This window comes from Streptomyces sp. AN091965, from assembly GCF_022698285.1.
Classification (GTDB): domain Bacteria; phylum Actinomycetota; class Actinomycetes; order Streptomycetales; family Streptomycetaceae; genus Streptomyces.
Genome location: NZ_JALDMY010000001.1, coordinates 6,671,043 through 6,691,325 on the forward strand (window position 1 = coordinate 6,671,043; position 20,283 = coordinate 6,691,325).

At 73.5% G+C, this 20,283-nt stretch carries 20 protein-coding genes; 15 read left to right on the forward strand and 5 right to left on the reverse strand.

Annotated features, from left to right (window positions below; translation table 11 throughout):
- Positions 1-15: 15 nt before the first annotated feature.
- Positions 16-696 (reverse strand): TetR family transcriptional regulator, encoded by a 681-nt coding sequence (locus tag MQV74_RS28530; RefSeq protein WP_242723948.1) that lies wholly within the window; start codon positions 694-696, stop codon positions 16-18.
- A gap of 109 nt (positions 697-805) precedes the next feature.
- Between MQV74_RS28530 and MQV74_RS28535 the strand changes: the two genes are divergently transcribed.
- The 3 genes from MQV74_RS28535 to MQV74_RS28545 all read left to right on the forward strand — a co-directional run bounded on the left by MQV74_RS28535 (position 806) and on the right by MQV74_RS28545 (position 2,635).
- The gene (locus MQV74_RS28535) at positions 806-958 is read left to right on the forward strand and encodes a hypothetical protein (protein WP_242723952.1); all 153 of its coding nucleotides are present in this window, start codon (positions 806-808) and stop codon (positions 956-958) included.
- 203 nt (positions 959-1,161) lie between these two features.
- Positions 1,162-1,380, forward strand: a complete 219-nt coding sequence (locus tag MQV74_RS28540) for a DUF4190 domain-containing protein (protein ID WP_242729212.1) — start codon at positions 1,162-1,164, stop codon at positions 1,378-1,380.
- A gap of 85 nt (positions 1,381-1,465) precedes the next feature.
- Entirely contained in the window at positions 1,466-2,635 is a 1,170-nt protein-coding gene (locus MQV74_RS28545; RefSeq protein ID WP_242723954.1) for a cysteine desulfurase family protein, read from the forward strand.
- On the opposite strand, the gene MQV74_RS28550 is transcribed toward MQV74_RS28545, so the two are convergent.
- A complete protein-coding gene (locus MQV74_RS28550; RefSeq protein WP_242723956.1) occupies positions 2,632-3,375 on the reverse strand; it encodes an N-acetylmuramoyl-L-alanine amidase in 744 nt (247 codons plus the stop codon). The two genes, MQV74_RS28545 and MQV74_RS28550, sit on opposite strands and share 4 nt — an antisense overlap.
- Positions 3,376-3,436: 61 nt before the next feature.
- Between MQV74_RS28550 and mnmA the strand changes: the two genes are divergently transcribed.
- The 3 genes from mnmA (at position 3,437) to MQV74_RS28565 (ending at position 6,127) form a co-directional block, all read left to right on the forward strand.
- Positions 3,437-4,573 (forward strand): tRNA 2-thiouridine(34) synthase MnmA, encoded by a 1,137-nt coding sequence (gene mnmA, locus MQV74_RS28555; RefSeq protein ID WP_242723957.1) that lies wholly within the window; start codon positions 3,437-3,439, stop codon positions 4,571-4,573.
- A gap of 97 nt (positions 4,574-4,670) precedes the next feature.
- Entirely contained in the window at positions 4,671-5,405 is a 735-nt protein-coding gene (locus tag MQV74_RS28560; protein ID WP_242723958.1) for a hypothetical protein, read from the forward strand.
- Positions 5,399-6,127 carry a hypothetical protein gene (locus tag MQV74_RS28565; RefSeq protein WP_242723959.1) on the forward strand — a complete coding sequence of 243 codons (729 nt, stop codon included), beginning with the start codon at positions 5,399-5,401 and terminating at the stop codon, positions 6,125-6,127. The genes MQV74_RS28560 and MQV74_RS28565 overlap by 7 nt, the downstream gene beginning before the upstream one ends.
- Positions 6,128-6,195: 68 nt before the next feature.
- On the opposite strand, the gene MQV74_RS28570 is transcribed toward MQV74_RS28565, so the two are convergent.
- Entirely contained in the window at positions 6,196-7,176 is a 981-nt protein-coding gene (locus MQV74_RS28570) for an NADP-dependent oxidoreductase (protein WP_242723961.1), read from the reverse strand.
- Positions 7,177-7,292: 116 nt separating this feature from the next.
- Between MQV74_RS28570 and MQV74_RS28575 the strand changes: the two genes are divergently transcribed.
- Positions 7,293-8,312: a GlxA family transcriptional regulator gene (locus tag MQV74_RS28575; protein ID WP_242723964.1), complete on the forward strand. Its 1,020-nt coding sequence runs from the start codon at positions 7,293-7,295 to the stop codon at positions 8,310-8,312.
- On the opposite strand, the gene MQV74_RS28580 is transcribed toward MQV74_RS28575, so the two are convergent.
- Entirely contained in the window at positions 8,279-8,620 is a 342-nt protein-coding gene (locus MQV74_RS28580) for a DUF427 domain-containing protein (RefSeq protein ID WP_242723965.1), read from the reverse strand. The genes MQV74_RS28575 and MQV74_RS28580 overlap by 34 nt on opposite strands.
- A 113-nt stretch (positions 8,621-8,733) precedes the next feature.
- Between MQV74_RS28580 and MQV74_RS28585 the strand changes: the two genes are divergently transcribed.
- The 5 genes from MQV74_RS28585 to MQV74_RS28605 all read left to right on the forward strand — a co-directional run bounded on the left by MQV74_RS28585 (position 8,734) and on the right by MQV74_RS28605 (position 16,442).
- Positions 8,734-9,273 (forward strand): TIGR00730 family Rossman fold protein, encoded by a 540-nt coding sequence (locus MQV74_RS28585; RefSeq protein WP_242723970.1) that lies wholly within the window; start codon positions 8,734-8,736, stop codon positions 9,271-9,273.
- A 168-nt stretch (positions 9,274-9,441) separates the two neighbouring features.
- Positions 9,442-10,131, forward strand: a complete 690-nt coding sequence (locus tag MQV74_RS28590) for an SDR family oxidoreductase (RefSeq protein ID WP_242723973.1) — start codon at positions 9,442-9,444, stop codon at positions 10,129-10,131.
- An 8-nt stretch (positions 10,132-10,139) separates the two neighbouring features.
- The gene (locus MQV74_RS28595) at positions 10,140-11,156 is read left to right on the forward strand and encodes a methionine synthase (RefSeq protein ID WP_308402324.1); all 1,017 of its coding nucleotides are present in this window, start codon (positions 10,140-10,142) and stop codon (positions 11,154-11,156) included.
- Between the two features lie 41 nt (positions 11,157-11,197).
- On the forward strand, positions 11,198-13,381 hold the full coding sequence (ligA, locus tag MQV74_RS28600; RefSeq protein ID WP_242723979.1) for an NAD-dependent DNA ligase LigA: 2,184 nt from the start codon (positions 11,198-11,200) through the stop codon (positions 13,379-13,381).
- A gap of 979 nt (positions 13,382-14,360) precedes the next feature.
- Positions 14,361-16,442, forward strand: coding sequence for a putative bifunctional diguanylate cyclase/phosphodiesterase (locus tag MQV74_RS28605; RefSeq protein ID WP_138967117.1), 2,082 nt, complete (start codon positions 14,361-14,363; stop codon positions 16,440-16,442).
- A 21-nt stretch (positions 16,443-16,463) separates the two neighbouring features.
- On the opposite strand, the gene MQV74_RS28610 is transcribed toward MQV74_RS28605, so the two are convergent.
- Positions 16,464-17,801 (reverse strand): glycosyltransferase 87 family protein, encoded by a 1,338-nt coding sequence (locus MQV74_RS28610; RefSeq protein ID WP_242723983.1) that lies wholly within the window; start codon positions 17,799-17,801, stop codon positions 16,464-16,466.
- Positions 17,802-18,226: 425 nt separating this feature from the next.
- Between MQV74_RS28610 and gatC the strand changes: the two genes are divergently transcribed.
- The 3 genes from gatC to MQV74_RS28625 are packed head-to-tail and all read left to right on the forward strand — an operon-like array spanning position 18,227 to position 20,265.
- Positions 18,227-18,523 (forward strand): Asp-tRNA(Asn)/Glu-tRNA(Gln) amidotransferase subunit GatC, encoded by a 297-nt coding sequence (gatC, locus tag MQV74_RS28615; RefSeq protein ID WP_016642027.1) that lies wholly within the window; start codon positions 18,227-18,229, stop codon positions 18,521-18,523.
- 6 nt (positions 18,524-18,529) lie between these two features.
- On the forward strand, positions 18,530-20,023 hold the full coding sequence (gatA, locus tag MQV74_RS28620; protein ID WP_242723985.1) for an Asp-tRNA(Asn)/Glu-tRNA(Gln) amidotransferase subunit GatA: 1,494 nt from the start codon (positions 18,530-18,532) through the stop codon (positions 20,021-20,023).
- Entirely contained in the window at positions 20,020-20,265 is a 246-nt protein-coding gene (locus MQV74_RS28625; protein ID WP_030676354.1) for a membrane protein, read from the forward strand. Before gatA ends, MQV74_RS28625 begins: the two co-directional genes overlap by 4 nt.
- Positions 20,266-20,283 lie beyond the last annotated feature (18 nt).

A 20,283-nucleotide genomic window follows, 5' to 3' on the forward strand; every position in this document is an offset into this window, starting at 1 on the left:
GAGGCTAGTTGCCCCTTACCGGCGTGTCGAGGTGTGCGGGGGCGCACCCGCTCGGGCGCCCTCCGCCGGTGCGTCGAGCCAGTGGCGGCGGCCGAGGCCCACCAGGCGCAGCTGGCTGCGGGCCGTGTCGGTGACCTCGCCCTCGTCGTCGGTCTCCAGGAGCGCGGAGGCCGTCATCACCATGTGGTCCACGTATGTCCGCGCGAGCATCAGGAGGTCGTCCCCGCTCCAGCCCGCGGCCTCCGACTCCTCGGCGAACCGGTCCGCCACCTCCCGCGCGAACAGCGCGAGCTGGTCGCCGATGGCCTCGCGTACGGCCCGTACGCCGCCGTGCCGCTCCCGCGCGATGAAGCGCACGTGCGCGGGGTACGCGCGTACGTAGGAGGCGATCAACTCGACGGCGCCCGCGATGCGTTCCTCACCGTCGCCGGTGGCCGCGAGCATCGCCGCGAGCGTCGTGTGCAGGCTGCCCAGGGCCTCCTCGACGAGTGCCACGCCCAGGTCGGCGGTGTCGCGGAAGTGCCGGTAGAAGGCGGTGGGCGCCACGCCCACGGCGCGGGTGACCTCGCGCAGGCCCAGGCTGGACAGGCTCTGCTCCTCCAGCAGGCGCAGGGCGGCGTCCAGGAGGGCCTGCCGGGTCTTCTGCTTCTGGGCCTGCCGGGTGCCGACGGGCCGGTCGCCGAGGGTGTGACTCATGCCATGCAGTTAACAACTGTTCTCCCAGTTTCGGAAGCCGAGGGGCGAGTAGACTCAGAAGTCAGTGAACAGTTGTAACCACAAGCGTTCACCGAAGAGAGGCGTACTCATGCTGTTCCTCGTCGCCGCACTCCTGCTGCTCGGCGTCGCCATGGGCACCGTGGCGCACGTCCCGCTGTCCGTCACGCTCGTCCTGGCCACGGTCATCGGGCTGTGGCTCGTGGTCTTCGCGGTGCGCGAGCGCCGCGCGCGCCCGCGCTGACGCGGTGCGCCCCGTCCCCCGTCCTCTGCCCCGTACGACATCCGCCTCACCCTGAGGAGTCGCACACCATGCAACTCACCGCGCTGAAGCCGTCCGCGAAGCCGTACGAGGAGCCTGCGGCGGACCCGTCCGACGACGCCTTCGCGGAGGCGAACGCCGAGCCGTCCGGCGCGCGGCCCGTCGGGCGCCGGGACACCGACGGCATGGCCGTCGCCTCCTTCGTCCTCGGGCTGCTCGGCCTGCTCGTCCTGAACATCGTGCTCGGCCCCGTCGCGATCGCGCTCGCCTGCGTCGCGCTGTGGCGAGGTACCGCCCGGCGCGGCCGCGCCCTGCTCGGGCTTGGGCTCGGCGTCGCCGACCTCGTGGTTCTCGCCACGCTCGTCTCCCTGGACGGCACGGTCTCCTGGAGCCTGGCGGGCTGACCCGGCCCGAGCACGGCGGATCCCGGCCGGGCAGGGGCCACCGGGGTCCGGGCGCCCGGGCGCGGCTCGTAGAATCGTGCCCACCATGGCCTACCTCGACCACGCCGCGACCACGCCCATGCTTCCGGAGGCGATCGCGGCGCTGACCGCGCAGCTCGCCGTCACCGGTAACGCCTCCTCGCTGCACGCGGCCGGCCGCCGGGCGCGGCGCACCGTCGAGGAGTCCCGCGAGGCCCTCGCCGACGCGCTCGGCGCCCGCCCCAGCGAGGTGGTGTTCACCTCCGGCGGCACGGAGGCTGACAACCTCGCGGTGAAGGGCCTGTACTGGGCGCGCCGCGCCGCCGACCCGGCCCGCACCCGCGTCCTCGCCAGCCCCGTCGAGCACCACGCCGTCCTCGACGCCGTCGACTGGCTCGGGGAGCACGAGGGCGCCACCGTCGAGTACCTCCCCGTCGACGCGCACGGGCGCGTGCACCCCGAGGCGCTGCGCGAGGCCATCGCGCGCGATCCCGGCAGCGTCGCCCTCGCCACCGTCATGTGGGCCAACAACGAGATCGGCACCCTCCAGCCGGTGCGCGAACTGGCCGACGTCTGCGCCGAGTTCGACGTGCCGCTGCACGCCGACGCCGTCCAGGCCTTCGGCCAGGTGCCCGTCGACTTCGGCGCCTCCGGGCTCGCCGCGATGACCGTCTCCGGCCACAAGATCGGCGGCCCCTACGGCATCGGCGCCCTGCTGCTCGGACGCGCCTACAGCCCCGTGCCCGTGCTGCACGGCGGCGGCCAGGAGCGGCACGTGCGCTCCGGCACGCTCGACGTGCCCGCGGTCGCCGCCTTCGCCGTGGCCGGGCGGCTCGCCGCCGAGCGCCGCGAGTGGTTCGCCCGCGAGGTCGGGGCGCTCCGCGACGACCTGGTCGACGCCGTCCGCGCCGCCGTGCCCGACGCCGTCCTCGGCGGGGACCCGGACCCCGCGGGCCGGCTGCCCGCCAACGCCCACTTCACCTTCCCCGGCTGCGAGGGCGACTCGCTCCTGCTGCTCCTGGACGCGCAGGGCATCGAGTGCTCGACCGGCTCGGCCTGCACCGCGGGCGTCGCCCAGCCCAGCCACGTCCTGCTCGCCACCGGCACCGACCCCGACCTGGCGCGCGGGACGCTGCGCTTCTCGCTCGGCCACACGTCGACGAAGGCGGACGTGGACGCGGTGGCGGCGGCGATCGGCCCGGCGGTGGAGCGGGCGCGGTCGGCGGGCCTGAGCTAGGGCCTGTCCGACCTGCCCTGGGTCCGGTCCGCCCCCGGCCGTCTTCGCGGGGCCTCGCGGGCCGCGCGCACCAGGCGCAGATACCGGTCCCAGTCCCAGTGCGGGCCCGGGTCGGTGTGGTCCGTGCCCTCGACCTCCACGTGGCCGATGATGTGCTTCCGGTCCACCGGGATGTCGTACCGCTCGCAGATTCCGGCGGTGAGCCGCGCCGAGGACGCGTACATGGCGGCGGTGAACGACGCCTTCTTGTCGACGAAGCCCTCGTGCTCGATGCCCACACTGCGCTCGTTCATGTCCCTGTTGCCCGCGTGGTAGGCCACGTCGAGCTCGCGGATCATCTGGGCGACGTGGCCGTCCTTGCGGATCACGTAGTGCGCGGCGGCGCCGTGGCCGGGGTCCTTGAAGACCCTCAGCGCAGAGGCGTACCCGCCCTGCACCACGTGGATCACCACGCGGTCGATCGTGTAGTCCGAGGGGCGGTCGGCGCGCCGCCAGTTCGCGCTGGAGGCCGCTATCCACTGCGCGCCGGGCGCGTCCACCTCGCCCTCCCTGCGCTTCTTCACGACCCCGGGCAGGCGCCACCACAGGCGGCCCAGCTCGTCGCGGGCCAGGAAGGCCGCGCCGACGCCCGCCGCGGCGCCGCCGACGAGCAGCGCGCGCCGGGTCGACCCGCGCCGGGGCCCGGGCGGCGGCTCCGTGCCCTCGGCGCTCTCGTCCTTCGTCTCGCTCACGTCCCCCATGTGATCGTGAACGGATACGCACGGGCGAGAGGTTCCCGCCGCCCCGTACCCTGTTAGGGCTATGACTTCGCAGACCCCGCAGCGCACCAGCCGCCCGCTCCGTGTCCTCGCCGCCATGTCCGGCGGTGTGGACTCCGCCGTCGCCGCCGCCCGCGCCGCCGAAGCCGGGCACGACGTGACCGGAGTGCACCTGGCGCTCTCGGCGAACCCGCAGTCGTTCCGGACCGGCGCGCGCGGGTGCTGCACCATCGAGGACTCCCGTGACGCGCGCCGCGCCGCGGACGTCATCGGCATCCCGTTCTACGTGTGGGACCTCGCCGAGCGGTTCCGCGAGGACGTGGTCGAGGACTTCATCGCCGAGTACGAGGCGGGGCGTACGCCCAACCCGTGCCTGCGCTGCAACGAGAAGATCAAGTTCGCCGCGCTCCTGGACAAGGCCCTCGCCCTCGGCTTCGACGCGGTCTGCACCGGCCACTACGCGCAGGTGATCGTCCGCGAGGACGGCACCCGCGAGCTGCACCGCGCCTCCGACATGGCCAAGGACCAGAGTTACGTCCTCGGCGTCCTGGACGACCGGCAGCTCGCGCACGCCCTGTTCCCGCTCGGCGACACGGTCACCACCAAGGACGAGATCCGCGCGGAGGCCGAGCGCCGCGGCCTCGCGGTCGCCAAGAAGCCGGACTCCCACGACATCTGCTTCATCGCCGACGGCGACACCCAGGGCTTCCTCGCCTCCCGCCTCGGCAAGGCGGAGGGCGACATCGTCGACGAGTCCGGGGCCGTGCTCGGCACCCACGAGGGCGCCTTCGGCTTCACCATCGGCCAGCGCAAGGGCCTCAGGATCGGCACCCCCGCCCCCGACGGCAAGCCGCGCTACGTCCTGGACATCTCGCCGGTGAACAACACGGTGACGGTCGGCCCCGCCGCCGCCCTCGACGTGACCGCCCTCACGGCCCTCAAGCCCCGCTGGTGCGGCACGGCCCCCTCCGGAGCGGGCGCGTACACCGCCCAGCTGCGCGCCCACGGCGACGAGACGCCCGTCACGGCGGAGCTGACGTCCGACGGCGAGCTGCGGGTCTCCTTCACCGAGCCGGTCCGCGGCGTCGCCCCCGGCCAGGCGATCGTCCTGTACGACGGCACGCGCGTGGTCGGCTCGGCGACCATCGCCACGACCCACCGGGCCGCGGCGGCCGTCTGACCCCGCGGGGCCCGCGACACGCCCCCGGCGGCCCCCGGGGGCTTCCCGTTTAGCGCGCATTGATCGGCTGTGGATCGCCGTGCGGTGGCATGGCCGCATGATCCCCAGCAGAACCCCGGCGCGCGCCGCCAGACGCGGAGCGTCCCTCTTCACCGCGGCGCTCGCCGTCACCGTCGCCCTCGGTACGCTGGCGACCGGAGCCGTGGCCCAGCCGCGCCCGGACGCCCCGCGGGCGACCCCGTCCATGGCGTCCCACCCGGGACCCCCGAAGTCCGTCCAGCCCAAGAAGGGCAGCAACAAGGTCCCCACGCTGCCGTCGGCACCCCTCAAGGGCCTGCCCACGCTCCAGGAGGCCAAGAAGAAGGGCCTCATCGCGGGGCCGGTCAAGTCCCGGGGCGGGGTGAAGCTGCGGTCCTTCCCCGAAGCGAACTGCTCCGAACCGCCGCAGGGCTCGGGCTACCACGACTACCTCAAGCCCGGCGAGTGCCTCACCCCCGGCAAGTACATCGCCGCGTACATCCACACGCTGATGTGGTACGAGCTGTGGGTCCAGGACGACGGCAACGTCGTCCTCTACAAGAACGACACGTGGTACAAGCCCGTCTGGCAGACCAACACCCGTGGCTGGAACGTGTCGCTGTGGATGCAGCGCGACGGCAACGTCGTCGTCTACGACGCGCAGGGCAACCCGCTGTGGCACCTGGGGACGCACGGCTGCGGCGACTGGGGAGCGTGGCTGCGGGTGCAGTCCGACGCCAACCTGGTCCTGTACGACCGCAACTGGGGCCCGCTCTGGGCGCGCTTCAACGGCCCCTCCACCCGCCCGTGCTGACGAAAGCCGACACCTCCATGAACCGCCGCACCACCCTGATCACCACGGCGCTCGCCGCCGTCCTCGCCCTGGGCGCCCTGGCTCCCGCCGCCACGGCCGAGCCGCGCCCCGACGCCGCACGGGCGAGCGCGCCCACGGCGTCCCACCCGGTCCCTCCGAAGTCCGTCCGGCCGAAGAAGGGCGACAAGGTCCCCACGCTGCCGTCGGCACCCCTCAAGGGTCTGCCTACGCTCCAGGAGGCCAGGAAGAAGGGGCTCCTCTCGGGGCCGGTGCGCTCCAAGGGCGCGGTGAAGCCGCTGGCCTTCCCCGACTCCGGCTGCTCCACGCCGCCGCAGGGCTGGGGCTACCACGACTACCTCAAGCCCGGTGAGTGCCTGACGCGGGACAAGTACATCGCCGTCAACGTCGAGGCGTCGCGCTGGTACGAGCTGTGGGTCCAGGACGACGGCAACATCGTCCTCTACAACCACGTCTTCGCGTTCTACGAGCCGCTCTGGGAGACCAACACCCGTGGCTGGAACGTGTCGCTGTGGATGCAGCGGGACGGCAACGTCGTCGCCTACGACGGGCAGGGCAGGCCCCTGTGGTCCCTGGGGACGAGCGGGTGCGGCAGCCGGGGGGCGTGGCTGCGGCTCCAGGCGGACGCCAACATGGTCCTGTACGACCGCGACTGGCGGGCGCTCTGGGCACGCTACGACGGCCCCTCGTCGCGGCCCTGCTGAGCCGCTGAGCGCCTGAAGGGGGGCCGGGGCAATGGCCCCTGGCCCCCCCCTTTCGCCGGCCGTGGCCCTCAGACCACCTGGAGCACGATCTTGCCCTGGGTGCGGCCGCGCTCCCCGTAGGCGTGTGCCTCGGCCGCGCTCTCCAGGGGGAGCACCTTGTCGATCTCCGCGCGCAGCGCGCCCTCCTCCACCAGGCGGGCGATCTCCAGCATGCCGTGGCGGTCGGGCTCGACGATCGTCCAGCCGGTGTGCACGCCGAGGGCCTCGGCGCGCGCGGCGTCGGGGAGCCCGCCCGGGTCGGGGAGAGTGACCAGGTGGCCGCCCCGGCGCAGCACGGGCAGCGACCGGGGGCCGTACTCGCCGCCGACGCCGTCCAGGACGACGTCCACGTCCCGCACCGCCGCCGCGAAGTCCGTCGCCGTGTAGTCGATCAGCTCGTCCGCGCCCAGGCCCCGCAGGAAGGCGTGCTTGTCGGCGCGTGCCGTGCCGATGACGTACGCGCCGTGCGCCTTGGCGATCTGCACGGCCAGGTGGCCCACGCCGCCCGCGGCCGCGTGGATCAGGACCCGCTGCCCGGCGCGCAGGCCCGCCGTCTCGATCAGGCCCTGCCAGGCGGTCAGCGCGGCCAGCGGCAGGGCGGCCGCCTGGACGTGGTCGACGGCGGCGGGCTTGCGCGCGAAGCGGCGCGCGGGCGCCGTCACGTACTCGGCGTAGCCGCCCGCCTGCTCCGGGAAGCGCGGCATGCCGAACACCTCGTCACCGGGTGCGAAGAGGGTCACTCCGGGGCCCACGGCCTCGACGGTCCCCGAGACGTCGTAGCCGAGGATCGGCGTGTCGCCCCAGGTGCCGAACGCGCCCGTGGCGCGGGTCTTCCAGTCGACGGGGTTCACGCCCGCCGCGTGCACCTTGACCAGGATCTCGGTGAGACCGGGCTCCGGGCGGTCCACCTCCACGGGGACCAGGACGTCGGGGGCGCCCCACGCGCGCGGGCTGACGGCACGCATGGTCGGTCGGGTCGGGCGGATCGGGTGGACGCTGGGCGAACTCATTGATCTTGTCCTTTGCGGTGAACGGTCACCGGATGTCCGGCGAACGCTCACCAGCGTGCGGCCCGGCGGCCCGGCGTAGTGCTGGCAGTCTGGCCATCATGTGACAGGATCTGGCCATGAGCTCGTTCACCGCACCCGGCCGCCCCCACCGCGTCGCCGTCCTCGCCCTGGACGACGTCTACGCCTTCGAGCTGGGCATTCCCTCACGCGTCTTCGGCAACGCGGAGGACGCGGCGGGACGGCCGCTGTACGAGGTCGTGGTGTGCACGGTGGACGGGCGCCCGGTGCGGACCGACGCGGGCTTCTCCGTGGTCGTCGAGCACGGCCCCGAGGCGCTCGACGACGCCGACACCGTGGTGATCCCGCCCATCCCCCCTCGCGAGGGGGCGTCGGCCACCGACGGCCTCTCCGCGCCGCTGGCCGCCGCGCTCGACCGGGTGCGCCCGGGCACGCGCCTGGTGTCGTTCTGCAGCGCCTCGTTCGTCCTCGCGGCCGCCGGTCTCCTGGACGGGCGGCCCGCGACCACGCACTGGCAGGTCGCCGAGCAGTTCCGGCGCGCGTTCCCGCGCGTGCGGCTCGACGAGGACGTGCTGTTCGTGGACGACGGCGACATCCTCACCTCCGCGGGCGTCGCCGCCGGGGTGGACCTCTGTCTGCACCTGGTGCGCCGCGACCACGGCAGTGCCGTCGCCAACCACGTGGCCCGGCGCTGCGTGGTCCCGCCGTGGCGCGACGGCGGGCAGGCGCAGTACATCGAACGGCCCGTCCCGGAGCCGACGGTCGCCACCACGGCGCCCACGCGCGCGTGGGCGCTCGAACGCCTCCAGGAGCCGCTGACGCTCGGCGAGATGGCGGACCACGCCCGCATGAGCCTGCGCACGTTCACGCGCCGGTTCCGCGACGAGGTGGGCACCACGCCGGGCCGCTGGCTCACGGCCCAGCGCATCGAGGTGGCACGCCACCTCCTGGAGAGCAGCGACCTGTCCATCGACCTGGTGGCCCACCGCGCGGGCTTCGGCACCGCCAACTCCCTGCGCCAGCACATGCGGTCCGTGCTCGGCGTGTCACCGGCGGCGTACCGCAGGACGTTCGCGGCCGTCCCTCAGGAGGCCTTCGCCACCTCCTCGGTCGCGTAGAAGCACAGGTGGTCCTTGATCTCGGCCACCTCGGCCTTGGGCTCCGGATACGCCCACACCTGGTCCTCGCCGCCGGGCAGCGACCAGTAGGAGGCCGTGCCCTTGAACGGGCAGTACGTGTGCGTGCCGGACGGCGTGAGCAGATCGGTCCGCACGTCCTGCGGCGGCAGGTAGTAGCGCACCGGACAGCCCGTCTCGCGCAGCACCAGGGGGCGCTTGCTCTCCGCCACGACCTGTCCGTCGTGCTCCACGCGCACGTGCTGGGTGCCCTGCTCGATGGTGATGCGATGTCCTGCGGTCACGGTCATCCCTTTCGCCGGGGTCGCCTCGTCTGTGCCGGGGCCGCCTCGTACAGCACGCGGGGCGGCGGACTTCTTCCGCCGCCCCCGGGGCGCCCGTGGCGGACCGTACGGTAGGGCGCATGAACATCTGCGTCTTCCTCTCCGCCGCCGACCTGCCCGAGACCTACACCCGCCCCGCCCGCCAGTTCGCCGAGCTGCTCGGCAAGGGCGGCCACACCCTGGTGTGGGGCGGCTCCGACACGGGCCTGATGAAGGTCGTGGCGGACGGCGTGCACGAGGCGGGCGGGCGGCTCACCGGCGTGTCGGTGGACTTCCTCGCCGCCAAGGTCAGGACCGGCGTCGACGACATGGTGATAGCCAGGGACCTCGCCGAGCGCAAGGCGCTCCTCCTGGAGAAGGCCGACGCGGTCGTCGTCATGGTCGGCGGCACCGGCACCCTCGACGAGGCCACCGAGATCCTGGAGCTGAAGAAGCACGGCCGCACCACCAAGCCGGTCGTGCTGCTCAACACGGCGGGGTTCTACGACGGGTTGCGGGAGCAGTTCCGCCGCATGGAGGACGAGGGCTTCCTGCCGGTGCCGCTGACCGACCTGGTCTTCTTCGCGGAGGAGCCGGTGGGCGCCCTGGCGTACCTGGAGGAGTCGGTGGGAGTGCGCTGAGGCGCCGGGGGTCCCGGGACGGCGCGGAAGGCGCACACGGGCACCCGGGCCCGGCGGGAGCGGCCCGCTGCCACCGGCTCGCTCACGGCCGCCCGCCGCGCCCCGCCGCCGGGCGCCCCGCCCCGGCTCGCATCCGGGAGCGCGCGGCCGGAATGCGACCATAAGCGCATGGCAACTCATGTGATCACCGGGGCGGGCTCCGGCATCGGGGCCGCAGTGGCCCGCCGTCTCCACGCGCGCGGGGACGACCTCGTGCTGCACGCGCGCGACGCGGGCCGCGCCAAGGAGCTCGCCGCCGAGTTCCCGGGCGCGAGCACCCTCGTCGGCGACCTGAACGACCCGGACAAGCTCTCCTGGGCCTTCTCCCACCAGACGCTCCCCGACCGCGTGGACTCCCTGCTCCACATCGCGGGCGTCGTCGACCTCGGCCCGGTCGGCGACCTCACCCCCAAGGCCTGGCGCCACCAGCTGAACGTGAACCTGATCGCGCCCGCCGAGCTGACCCGGCACTTCCTGCCCCAACTCCGCGTCTCCCAGGGGCACGTGCTCTTCGTGAACTCCGGCGCGGGACTGCACGCGGGCGCCGAGTGGTCCGCGTACGCCGCCTCCAAGCACGGCCTGAAGGCCCTCGCGGACTCCCTGCGCCAGGAGGAGCACGGCAACGGCGTCCGCGTCACCTCCGTGTACCCCGGCCGCACCGCGAGCCCGATGCAGGTCAAGGTGCACCAGCAGGAGGGCAAGGAGTACGACGCCGCGCGGTGGATCGACCCCGAGTCCGTGGCGACGACGATCCTGATGGCCCTCGACCTGCCGCGCGACGCGGAGGTCAACGACCTGACGGTGCGGCCCGGACGGTGAGCACGGCGGTGAGCACCGAGGACACCTGGACCCTGGGACCGGCCACCGGCGTCGGCTCGATGCCCGGCGGCGACGCCCGGGAGGCCGCGAAGACCGTCACCGGCACCTTCGAGACCCCCGAGCAGGGCATTCCGCACCTGCCGGAGCTGCCCGCGCGCGGCCCCGGCGCCGACATGATCGGCCGTACCGCGGGGCTGCTCGTCGAGCTCTACGCACGCGTGGAGCCCAGCGGCTGGCGGGTCGGCGACCGGCCGGGACGGGACACGCGGCGCGCGGTGTCCTGGCTCGGCGAGGACCTCGACGCCCTGGAGGAGTTCACCCAGGGCTACGAAGGTCCCCTGAAGGTCCAGGTGGTCGGCCCCTGGACGCTCGCCGCCGCCCTGGAGCTGAAGAACGGCGAGGCGATGGTCTCCGATCCCGGCGCCTGCCGGGACCTGGCCGGGTCCCTCGCCGAGGGCCTGCGCGCCCACCTCGCGCAGGTGCGCAAGCGGGTGCCGGGCGCCCGGCTCGTGCTCCAGCTCGACGAGCCGTCGCTGACCGCCGTACTGCGCGGCCGGATCAAGACCGCCAGCGAGTACCGCACCCACCGCGCCGCGGACCGCCAGGTCGTGGAGAGCGCCCTGCGCGAGGTCATGGCCGTGCACGAAGGACCGGTCGTCGTGCACTCCTGCGCGCCCGACGTGCCCTTCGCGCTGCTGCGCAGGGCGGGCGCGCACGGCCTGTCGTTCGACTTCTCGCTCCTCACCGAGCGTGACGACGAGGTCCTGGGCGAGGCCGTCGAGGCCGGGACGAAGCTGTTCGCCGGTGTCGTGCCGGGCACGGACGGCCCATTGTCAGACCCTGCCGGTAGCGTCATGGGTGTCAGGACGTTCTGGCGCAGGCTGGGGCTGAATCCGGGGTCGCTCGCGGAGTCGGTCACGGTCACGCCGTCGTGCGGTCTCGCGGGTGCTTCGCCCGCATATGCCCGGGCGGCGCTCGCGCACTGTGTGCGGGCAGCGAGATCGCTCGCGGACTCTCCTGAGTAACGCTGAGCAACTGGGTCTGAAGGTAACGGGAGGACGAGACGGTGGCTGTCGAACAGGAAGGCGCGGTGCCTGCGCAGGCGCGCGAGCAGCACGCCCAGCTGGCCGAGCGGATCGAGGAGCACCGCTTCCGGTACTACGTGAAGGACCAGCCGGTCATCAGCGACGCCGAGTTCGACAAGCTCCTGCGCTCGCTGGAAGCCCTGGAGGAGCAGCACCCGGAGCTGCGCACACCGGACTCGCCGACCCAGAAGGTCGCCGGTGCGTACGAGACGGACTTCGCCTCCGTCGAGCACCGCGAGCGCATGCTCTCCCTGGACAACGCCTTCGACGACGAGGAGCTGGCCGCCTGGGCCGACCGCGTGGCCAAGGACGTCGGCTCCCCGGACTACCACCTGCTGTGCGAGCTGAAGGTCGACGGCCTCGCGGTCAACCTGACGTACGAGCAGGGCAGGCTCACCCGCGCCGCCACCCGCGGCGACGGCCGCACCGGCGAGGACATCACGCCGAACGTGCGCACCATCGCCGACATCCCCGACCGCCTCCAGGGAGACAGCGTCCCGGCGTTCGTGGAGATCCGCGGCGAGGTCTTCTTCCCCATGGAGAAGTTCCAGGAGCTCAACGCCCGCCTGGTCGCGGCGGGCGACAAGCCCTTCGCCAACCCGCGCAACGCGGCGGCGGGTTCGCTGCGCCAGAAGGACCCCCGCGTCACCGCCACGCGCCCGCTGCACATGGTGGTGCACGGCATCGGCGCCCGCGAGGGCCTCGACATCGACCGCCTCTCGCAGGCGTACGCCCTGCTGCGCGAGTGGGGCCTGCCCACCGCCCGGCACAACAAGGTCGTCGAAGGCCTCGACGGCGTACGCGAGTTCATCACGTACTTCGGGGAGAACCGCCACTCCGTGGAGCACGAGATCGACGGCGTCGTCGTCAAGCTCGACGAGATCCCGCTCCAGGGCCGCCTCGGCTCCACCTCGCGCGCCCCGCGCTGGGCCATCGCGTGGAAGTACGCGCCGGAGGAGGTCAACACCAAGCTGATCGACATCAGGGTCGGCGTCGGCCGCACGGGCCGCGTCACGCCCTACGCCCAGGTCGAGCCCGTCACCGTCGCGGGCTCGGAGGTCGAGTTCGCCACGCTGCACAACCAGGACGTGGTCAAGGCCAAGGGCGTCTTCATCGGCGACACGGTCGTGATCCGCAAGGCGGGCGACGTCATCCCGGAGATCCTCGGCCCCGTCGTCGACCTGCGCGACGGCAGCGAGCGCGAGTTCGTCATGCCCACCGAGTGCCCCGAGTGCGGCACGGCCCTGCGGGCCATGAAGGAGGGCGACATCGACCTCCGCTGCCCGAACGGCCAGACCTGCCCCGCCCAGCTGCGCGAGCGCCTCTTCTACCTGGCGGGCCGCAAGTGCCTGGACATCGAGAACTTCGGCTATGTGGCCGCCGCCGCGCTCACCCGCCCCCTGGAGCCCGCGACGCCCCCGATCCTCGACGAGGGCGACATCTTCGACCTGAAGGTCGAGGAGCTGCTCCCCATCAAGTCGCACGTCCTCGACCAGGACTCGGGCCTGCCCAAGCGGGACCCGAAGACGGGCGAGGAGAAGGTCGTGACCTTCTTCGCCAACCAGAAGGGCGAGCCGAAGAAGAACACCCTCGCCATGCTGGAGAACATCCAGGCCGCCAAGGAGCGTCCGCTGGCCCGGATCCTCACCGGCCTGTCCATCCGCCACGTGGGCCCGGTGGCCGCCGAGGCGCTCGCCCGCGAGTTCCGCTCCATCGACCGCATCGAGCAGGCCACGGAGGAGGAGCTGGCCGCCGTCGAGGGTGTCGGCCCGACCATCGCCGCCTCGCTCAAGGAGTGGTTCGCCGAGGGCTGGCACCAGGAGATCATCCGCAAGTGGCGGGCCGCGGGCGTCCGCATGGAGGAGGAGGGCGGCGGCGAGGACGAGGGCCCGCGCCCCCTCGAAGGCCTCACCGTCGTCGTCACCGGAACGCTGCAGAACTACACGCGGGATGGCGCGAAAGAGGCGCTCCAGAGCCGCGGAGCCAAAGTCACCGGTTCCGTTTCAAAGAAGACCGGATTCGTCGTGGTGGGGGACAACCCCGGCTCGAAGTACGACAAGGCCATGCAAGTGAAGGTTCCCGTACTCGATGAGGACGGCTTCGCGGTCCTGCTGGAACAAGGGGCGGACGCCGCCCGGGAAGCCGCGCTTCCGACCGAAGAATAGCGGTTGAAGGCCACCCGTTCAGCGCATACCAGATGCATACGGGTGGCCGGGTCGCATTCGGGCAACCGTAGACGACCGCTGCCCGTGGAAGCCTTCTGCGGCCTACTGTTGAGGTGTGCGCCTGCCGTGCCCCGCATGCGGGCGGGGTGTCCCCTGCTCGTGTCGTGGAGAGCCGGGGGAAGGGTTTTCGGACGCGGCTGTCAGGACGTGAGTCCGCGTGGCGTGGGCACCGCCGGCTGTGAGAGGGACGGGAATGGAACCGACCGAGAGCGTCGCCCCGGACTCATGGCTGCGGTCGCGCCTGCGGCGCGGGCTCGGCGGGTGGCGGTGCCGCCGCGCCGCCCGGTCGGCCGCGGGCGCCCACGCCGACACCGACGAGCGGGCCGAACGGCCTGCCCAGGCCCCCGAGATCCGTCCCAGGGAACGGGCGTGGACCCACGGCGGCACCCTCCTCGACGACGGCGCTCCAGCGGCCTGGGGGTCGTCTCCCGGCTGCGTAACGGGCTTTTCCGGCCCAGCTGGTGCCGTACAGGGGGGAGTAACGGCCATTCGGGGTACGGCAGTTGGTGAGGGACCGGAAGCAGGCGGGCGGGACGCGCCCGGGCGGGGCGGCGGAGGTCGAGGAACGTCAGGCCCGGCGGAGGCTGGTGTGACGGCTAGTGCCGAAGACGCGCGGCGGAGTGCGGCCGGTGGTGCCGCGGGCCCTTCCCCCGTGCGGGACGTGGCGGGTGGCGCGAGCGGCGCGCCCGCCGTGCGCGGTGCGACGGGCGCGGGCGCCCCGGGAGCGCGGACCGCGGCAGGCGGGCCCGCCGCCGGTGCTTCCGGTGTGCGGGGCGCGGTGAGCGCGGCCGCGGGCGGGTCCGGCGCCGCGCGGGGAAGCACGGCCGGCCGGCGCGGACGGTGGCGCGGCGGGCGCGGCGCGCACGAGCGGGCCGTGGACCAGCCGGACGGCCTGGACGGCATCGACGGCCTGGACGGCATGGAGCAGGACGGCCGCGGCTGGCAGCTGCTGCCCATGGCCGTCGTCGCGGCCGCCGCGATCGTCCTCGGCACCGGCTTCTTCCACGCCTTCACCGGCGGCCACCCGCTGTTCCCCTCCGGCACGGTCGGCTGGTCGCTCGCCGTCCTGACCGGCCTCATCGTCGGCCACCTCGTCGCGCTCGGCCGCGACCGCTGGTGGGGCGGCACCGGCTCCGGCGGCGCGCTCACCGTCGCGGTCCTGCTGCTGTACGGCTGGATGCCCGCGGGCATGGTCAGCCTCACCGTCGTCGTCCTCGTCGGGGTCGCGCGCCGCCACCGCTGGCGCCAGGGCGTGCTGCACGGCGCCGTCGACATCCTGGGCATCGGCGCGGGCGCCCTCACGCTGGCCGCTTTCGGCACCGCACCGGCCGCCGACGCGCCCTGGAATCCCGAGAGTTGGGACCTGTACACGGCCCCCGAGGTGGGCCTCGTCGCCGTCGCGTACCTGGCCGTCACCCGCGTCCTGCTCTGGTACGTGCACGCCCCGCGCACCGGCGCGCTGCCCACCGTCACCCGCACCGCGCTGGTCCGCCAGGGCCTGCTCGGCGTGGCCCTGCTCGGCATCGCCCCGCTGATCTGCGTCGTCGCGATGTCGCTCCCGCTGCTCCTGCCGCTGTTCACGATCCCGCTCGTCGCGCTCGACTCCACGCTGTGGATCGCCCGCGCCAGAGCGGAGGAGCAGCTGCGCGACCCGCTCACCGGCCTTCCCAACCGGCAGTGGCTCCTGGAGCGGACCTGGACGGCCCTGGACGACGCGGAGCGCATCGGCGCCCGCTCCGCCCTGATGCTGATCGACATGGACCGCTTCCGGTCGGTCAACGACACCCTCGGGCACCTCGCGGGCGACCGGCTGCTGCTCCAGATCGCCGACCGCCTGCGGCTCGCGCTGCCGCGCGGCGCGGAGGCGGCCCGGCTCGGCGGCGACGAGTTCGCGGTGCTGCTGCCCGTCGCCGACTCCACCACGTCCGCGCAGCGCGTCGCCCGCCAGCTCGTCGGCGCGCTCGGCTCCCCGCTGGACCTCGACGGCCTCACCCTGGTCCTGGAGGCCAGCGCCGGACTCGCCGTCTTCCCCGACCACGCGCTCGACGCGGAGGGCCTGCTGCGCCGCGCCGACGTCGCGATGTACCAGGCCAAGCGGGACCGTACGGGCGTGGAGGTGTACGAGTCCAAGCGCGACTCCAACACCCCCGACCGCCTGGGCCTGTTGGGCGATCTGCGCCGCGCCCTCGACGCGGGCGACGTGGAGCTGCACTACCAGCCGAAGGTCCGCTTCGACGGCGAGGTGGCGGGCCTGGAGGCGCTGGTGCGCTGGGTGCACCCCGAGCGCGGCAAGGTGCCGCCGGACGAGTTCATCGCCATCGCCGAGTCGTCGGGCCTCATGCCGCACCTGACCGAGTACGTCCTGGAGTCGGCCCTCGCCCAGGTCGCCCGATGGCGCTCCCAGGGGCTCAACGTGCCCGTCGCGGTGAACGTGTCCCCGCGCGACGTGCACACCCCCGGCTTCGCGGGCGCCGTCGCCGCGCGCCTGGCCCGCCACGGGGTGCCCGCGGGCGCGCTCCAGCTGGAGATAACGGAACACGTGCTCCTGGAGGACCCGCAGCGCGCCGCGGACACCCTCGCCGGGCTCACCGGGCACGGCGTGAAGATGTCCCTCGACGACTTCGGCACCGGGTACTCCTCCCTCGTGCACCTGCGCCGCCTGCCGGTGAGCGAGCTGAAGATCGACCGCTCCTTCGTGGCGCGGCTCGCCGTCGACACCGAGGACGCCGAGATCGTGCGCTGCACCGTCGACCTCGCCCACTCGCTGGGGCTGCTCGTCGTCGCCGAGGGCGTCGAGGACGACGAGACCTGGGAGCGCCTGCGGGACCTCGGCTGCGACGCGGTGCAGGGGTGGCTCGTCGCCGCGGCGATGCCGCCCAGCGAGACCACGGCCTGGCTGCGCGCCCGCGGCGAGGGCGCCACGCACCGGCCCGTCGACCCGGCGCCCGGGCCCGCCGCACCCGACCCGGCGCCGCCGTCGCCCAGCCGCGCGGTGCAGTGACCCGGCGGGCGCGGGCCGCGTTCAGCGCGCCGCGCGCTCGTCCTCACGGACCGGACCCGCCGGGGCCACCACCGCTTCGCGGCGCGTCCGCCCGCCCGGGACGGGCCGGACCGACCGCAGCCGGAACGCCACGGCGGCCCACACCACGAAGCCGACACCCAGCCACACGTACGCGTTGCCCACCACCACGTGGAACGGATCCCACTGGAGCTCGCGCTGCCAGTGCGGCACGTACCAGAGCAGGCCGTACGGCAGGAGCGGGCGGGACGGGTCCCAGGTGCCGAAGCCATCGATACGGATCGGCCACGCCGCGAACAGCGCGAACAGGCCAGCCGTCCACAGCCACGCCGACGCCGTGCGCCGCCGCAGCGCCGCGTCCGCCGCCAGGACGAAGCCGGGGACGATCCACACCCAGTGATGGGTCCACGACAGCGGCGAGCAGACCAGCATCAGGGCGCCCACCACGCACACCGCGACCAGCTCCCGGCCCCGCCGCGAGGCCCGCGCCGCCGCGCCGAGGCCCGCCACGGCGAATACCCCGCACACCGCGCCCCACACGGGCCCGCCGACGCCGTCGGCGCCGAGGCCGAAGCGGACGAAGAGGCCGTTCAGGGACTGGTTCGCCAGATACTCGCGGCCGCCCGCGCTGCCCGCGAACGCCCCGCCCCAGAAGTCCGCCGACGCCTGGGGCAGCGCCCACCAGCCCGCCGCGACCGTCCCGGCGAAGACGGCAGCGGCCACGCCCGCGGCCCGGTACCGGCGGGTGAGCAGCAGATACACCACGAACAGGCCCGGGGTGAGCTTCAGGCCCGCCGCGACGCCGATGCCCACGCCCTTCCACGGGCGGCGGTCGGGCGTGGCCAGATCGGTGAGGACGAGGGCGAGCAGGATCAGGTTGACCTGCCCGAAGTCCAGGTTCTGCAGCACCGGCTCCGTCCACAGCGCGAGGCCGCACACCGCGAGCGCGCACCCGGCGGTGGCCGGGCCCGGGCGCCGCCCCGCCATGCGGGCCGCGGCCCAGGCCGAGAGCGCCATCGCCGCGAGGGAGAGGCCCGCCATCAGCCGGGCGGCGACGGTCAGGTCCAGATCGCTCAGGGCGCGGAAGGGGAGGAGGGCGACGGGCGGATAGAGGTACGGCAGGGAGTGGACGCCGAACCTCCCGCCGTACAGCTCGTGCTCCGGGGCGGTCGCCGCGTCCAGATAGACGCTGAGGTCCGCGGGGGTGCGGTGCGACGCGTACGTCGGGTCGTTGATCAGGGTCCACCACGCGGTGAGCGACAGGGCCAGGGCGAGGGCCCCGGCTCCGAGTGCCACCGGGCCTGGCCAGGGGCCTCTCGCCCCGGGGAATTGCATGCGCATGCCGCGCATGCTGCGCTGCCCGGGGGCGGGCGGGGGCGCAGCGCACCGGGGCCGCCCAATTGTCGTACCGCGACATCCCCCGCGGGGCGCCCCAGGCCCGCCCCTTCCCGAACCGGGGGCTGCCGCCCCCGGGCCCCCGCCTTTCCGGCGCTGCGCGCCTCGTCCTCAAACGCCGGACGGGCTGAAAGTCTCCGCTGCGGGCCGTGGGTCTTCAGCCCGTCCGGCGTTTGAGGACAAGCGCGCCAGCGCAAGAAAGGGGCGGGCGGGTGGGGAAGAACCCGCGGAGCGACGCCCGGTCCGGGGCGGTAGCCCTGGGCCTTGTCCGTCGAGCGCGCCCCCGCGAGAGGAAAGCGTTTCGCGGTCAGCTGTGCGCGCCCCATAGGATTGGGTCCACATCCATCACGCTCACCCCAGAGGATCGCTGCATGCCTGGCATCACGCGCGAGGAGGTCGCACACCTCGCCCGCCTTGCACGTCTGGAGTTGAAGGACGAAGAGCTCGACCACTTCGCCGGACAGCTCGACGACATCATCGGCGCGGTCGCCCGCGTCTCGGAGGTCGCCGACCAAGACGTACCGCCGACCTCCCACCCGCTGCCGCTGACGAACGTCATGCGCGCGGACGAGGTCCGTCCGTCGCTCACCCCCGAGCAGGCGCTCTCGGGCGCCCCGGCCCAGGAGCAGCAGCGTTTCAAGGTGCCGCAGATCCTGGGGGAGGACTAACCGAACATGACGGACATCATCAAGCTCACCGCCGCCGGGATCGCCGAGAAGATCGCCTCCGGCGAGCTCACCGCGGTCGAGGTCACCGAGGCCCACCTGGCCCGCATCGAGGCCGTCGACGAGAAGGTGCACGCCTTCCTGCACGTCGACCGCGAGGGCGCGCTCGCGCAGGCCCGCGCCGTGGACGAGAAGCGCGCCAGGGGCGAGAAGCTCGGCCCGCTGGCCGGCGTGCCGCTCGCGCTCAAGGACATCTTCACCACCGAGGGCGTTCCGACGACCGTCGGTTCGAAGATCCTCGAAGGGTGGATCCCGCCGTACGACGCCACCGTGACGAAGCGGCTCAAGGAAGCCGGCGTCGTCATCCTCGGCAAGACCAACATGGACGAGTTCGCCATGGGGTCCTCCACCGAGAACAGCGCGTACGGACCGACCGGCAACCCGTGGGACCTGACCCGGATCCCCGGCGGCTCCGGCGGCGGCTCCAGCGCGGCCCTCGCCGCGTACGAGGCCCCGCTCGCCATCGGCACGGACACCGGCGGCTCCATCCGCCAGCCCGCGGCCGTCACCGGCACGGTCGGCGTCAAGCCGACGTACGGCGGCGTCTCGCGCTACGGCATGGTGGCCTTCTCCAGCTCCCTGGACCAGGGTGGCCCCTGCGCCCGCACCGTCCTCGACGCGGCGCTGCTGCACGAGGCCATCGCCGGGCACGACCCGCTCGACTCCACCTCCATCGACGCCCCGGTCCCCGCAGTCGTCGAGGCCGCGCGCAACGGCTCGGTGGCGGGCATGCGCGTCGGCGTCGTCAAGCAGTTCTCCGGCGAGGGCTACCAGGCCGGTGTCGTCCAGCGCTTCAACGAGTCCGTCGAGCTGCTGAAGTCGCTCGGCGCCACCGTCGTCGAGCTGGACTGCCCGTCCTTCGACCTGGGCCTGTCGGCGTACTACCTGATCGCGCCGTCCGAGTGCTCCTCGAACCTCGCGCGCTTCGACGCCATGCGCTACGGCCTGCGCGTCGGTGACGACGGCACCAAGTCCGCCGAGGACGTCACCGCGCTGACCCGCGAGGCCGGCTTCGGCGACGAGGTCAAGCGCCGCGTCATGCTCGGCACGTACGCGCTCAGCTCCGGCTACTACGACGCGTACTACGGCTCCGCGCAGAAGGTCCGCACGCTGATCACGCGGGACTTCGAGAAGGCCTTCGAGCAGGTCGACGTCATCGTGTCGCCGACCACGCCGACCACCGCCTTCCCGATCGGCGAGCGCGCCGACGACCCGATGGCGATGTACCTGGCCGACCTGTGCACCATCCCGACCAACCTGGCGGGCAACGCCGCCATGTCGCTGCCCTGCGGCCTCGCGCCGGAGGACGGCCTTCCGGTCGGTCTGCAGATCATCGCTCCCGCCATGAAGGACGACCGCCTGTACAAGGTGGGGGCAGCCGTCGAGGCCGCCTTCGTGGAAAGGTGGGGCCACCCGCTGCTTGAGGAGGCACCGTCGCTGTGAGCAACAAGACGCTGGCCAAGGCCAAGGGCTTCAAGAAGTCCAGGACCGGCACGTATCTGTCCATCGGCACCACCGCCTTCGGTGCGCTCAGCACGCTCAAGCAGGTCAAGAAGGCCCGTGCCGAGCACGACGCGCTGCAGCTCGTCGACGCCGTCGTCTCCGCGGCCGCCATCGTCACCGGCATCGCCATCCTGGTGCGCGAGCTCAAGCGCATCGGTGACGACGACGTTCTGCTCGGCTGAGAGGGAAGTTCCAACACC

Bases quoted from the DNA above. Each gene is read 5' to 3' on its own strand.
- MQV74_RS28560 (WP_242723958.1), top strand. From the start codon at position 4,671: ATGATCCCCAGCAGAACCCCGGCGCGCGCCGCCAGACGCGGAGCGTCC.
- gatA (WP_242723985.1), top strand. From the start codon at position 18,530: ATGACGGACATCATCAAGCTCACCGCCGCCGGGATCGCCGAGAAGATC.
- MQV74_RS28540 (WP_242729212.1), top strand. From the start codon at position 1,162: ATGGCCGTCGCCTCCTTCGTCCTCGGGCTGCTCGGCCTGCTCGTCCTG.
- MQV74_RS28605 (WP_138967117.1), top strand. From the start codon at position 14,361: ATGGAGCAGGACGGCCGCGGCTGGCAGCTGCTGCCCATGGCCGTCGTC.
- MQV74_RS28575 (WP_242723964.1), top strand. From the start codon at position 7,293: ATGAGCTCGTTCACCGCACCCGGCCGCCCCCACCGCGTCGCCGTCCTC.
- MQV74_RS28545 (WP_242723954.1), top strand. From the start codon at position 1,466: ATGGCCTACCTCGACCACGCCGCGACCACGCCCATGCTTCCGGAGGCG.
- MQV74_RS28590 (WP_242723973.1), top strand. From the start codon at position 9,442: ATGGCAACTCATGTGATCACCGGGGCGGGCTCCGGCATCGGGGCCGCA.
- MQV74_RS28580 (WP_242723965.1), bottom strand. From the start codon at position 8,620: ATGACCGTGACCGCAGGACATCGCATCACCATCGAGCAGGGCACCCAG.
- MQV74_RS28570 (WP_242723961.1), bottom strand. From the start codon at position 7,176: ATGAGTTCGCCCAGCGTCCACCCGATCCGCCCGACCCGACCGACCATG.
- MQV74_RS28550 (WP_242723956.1), bottom strand. From the start codon at position 3,375: ATGGGGGACGTGAGCGAGACGAAGGACGAGAGCGCCGAGGGCACGGAG.
- mnmA (WP_242723957.1), top strand. From the start codon at position 3,437: ATGACTTCGCAGACCCCGCAGCGCACCAGCCGCCCGCTCCGTGTCCTC.
- MQV74_RS28530 (WP_242723948.1), bottom strand. From the start codon at position 696: ATGAGTCACACCCTCGGCGACCGGCCCGTCGGCACCCGGCAGGCCCAG.
- MQV74_RS28610 (WP_242723983.1), bottom strand. From the start codon at position 17,801: ATGCGCATGCAATTCCCCGGGGCGAGAGGCCCCTGGCCAGGCCCGGTG.
- gatC (WP_016642027.1), top strand. From the start codon at position 18,227: ATGCCTGGCATCACGCGCGAGGAGGTCGCACACCTCGCCCGCCTTGCA.
- MQV74_RS28585 (WP_242723970.1), top strand. From the start codon at position 8,734: ATGAACATCTGCGTCTTCCTCTCCGCCGCCGACCTGCCCGAGACCTAC.
- MQV74_RS28535 (WP_242723952.1), top strand. From the start codon at position 806: ATGCTGTTCCTCGTCGCCGCACTCCTGCTGCTCGGCGTCGCCATGGGC.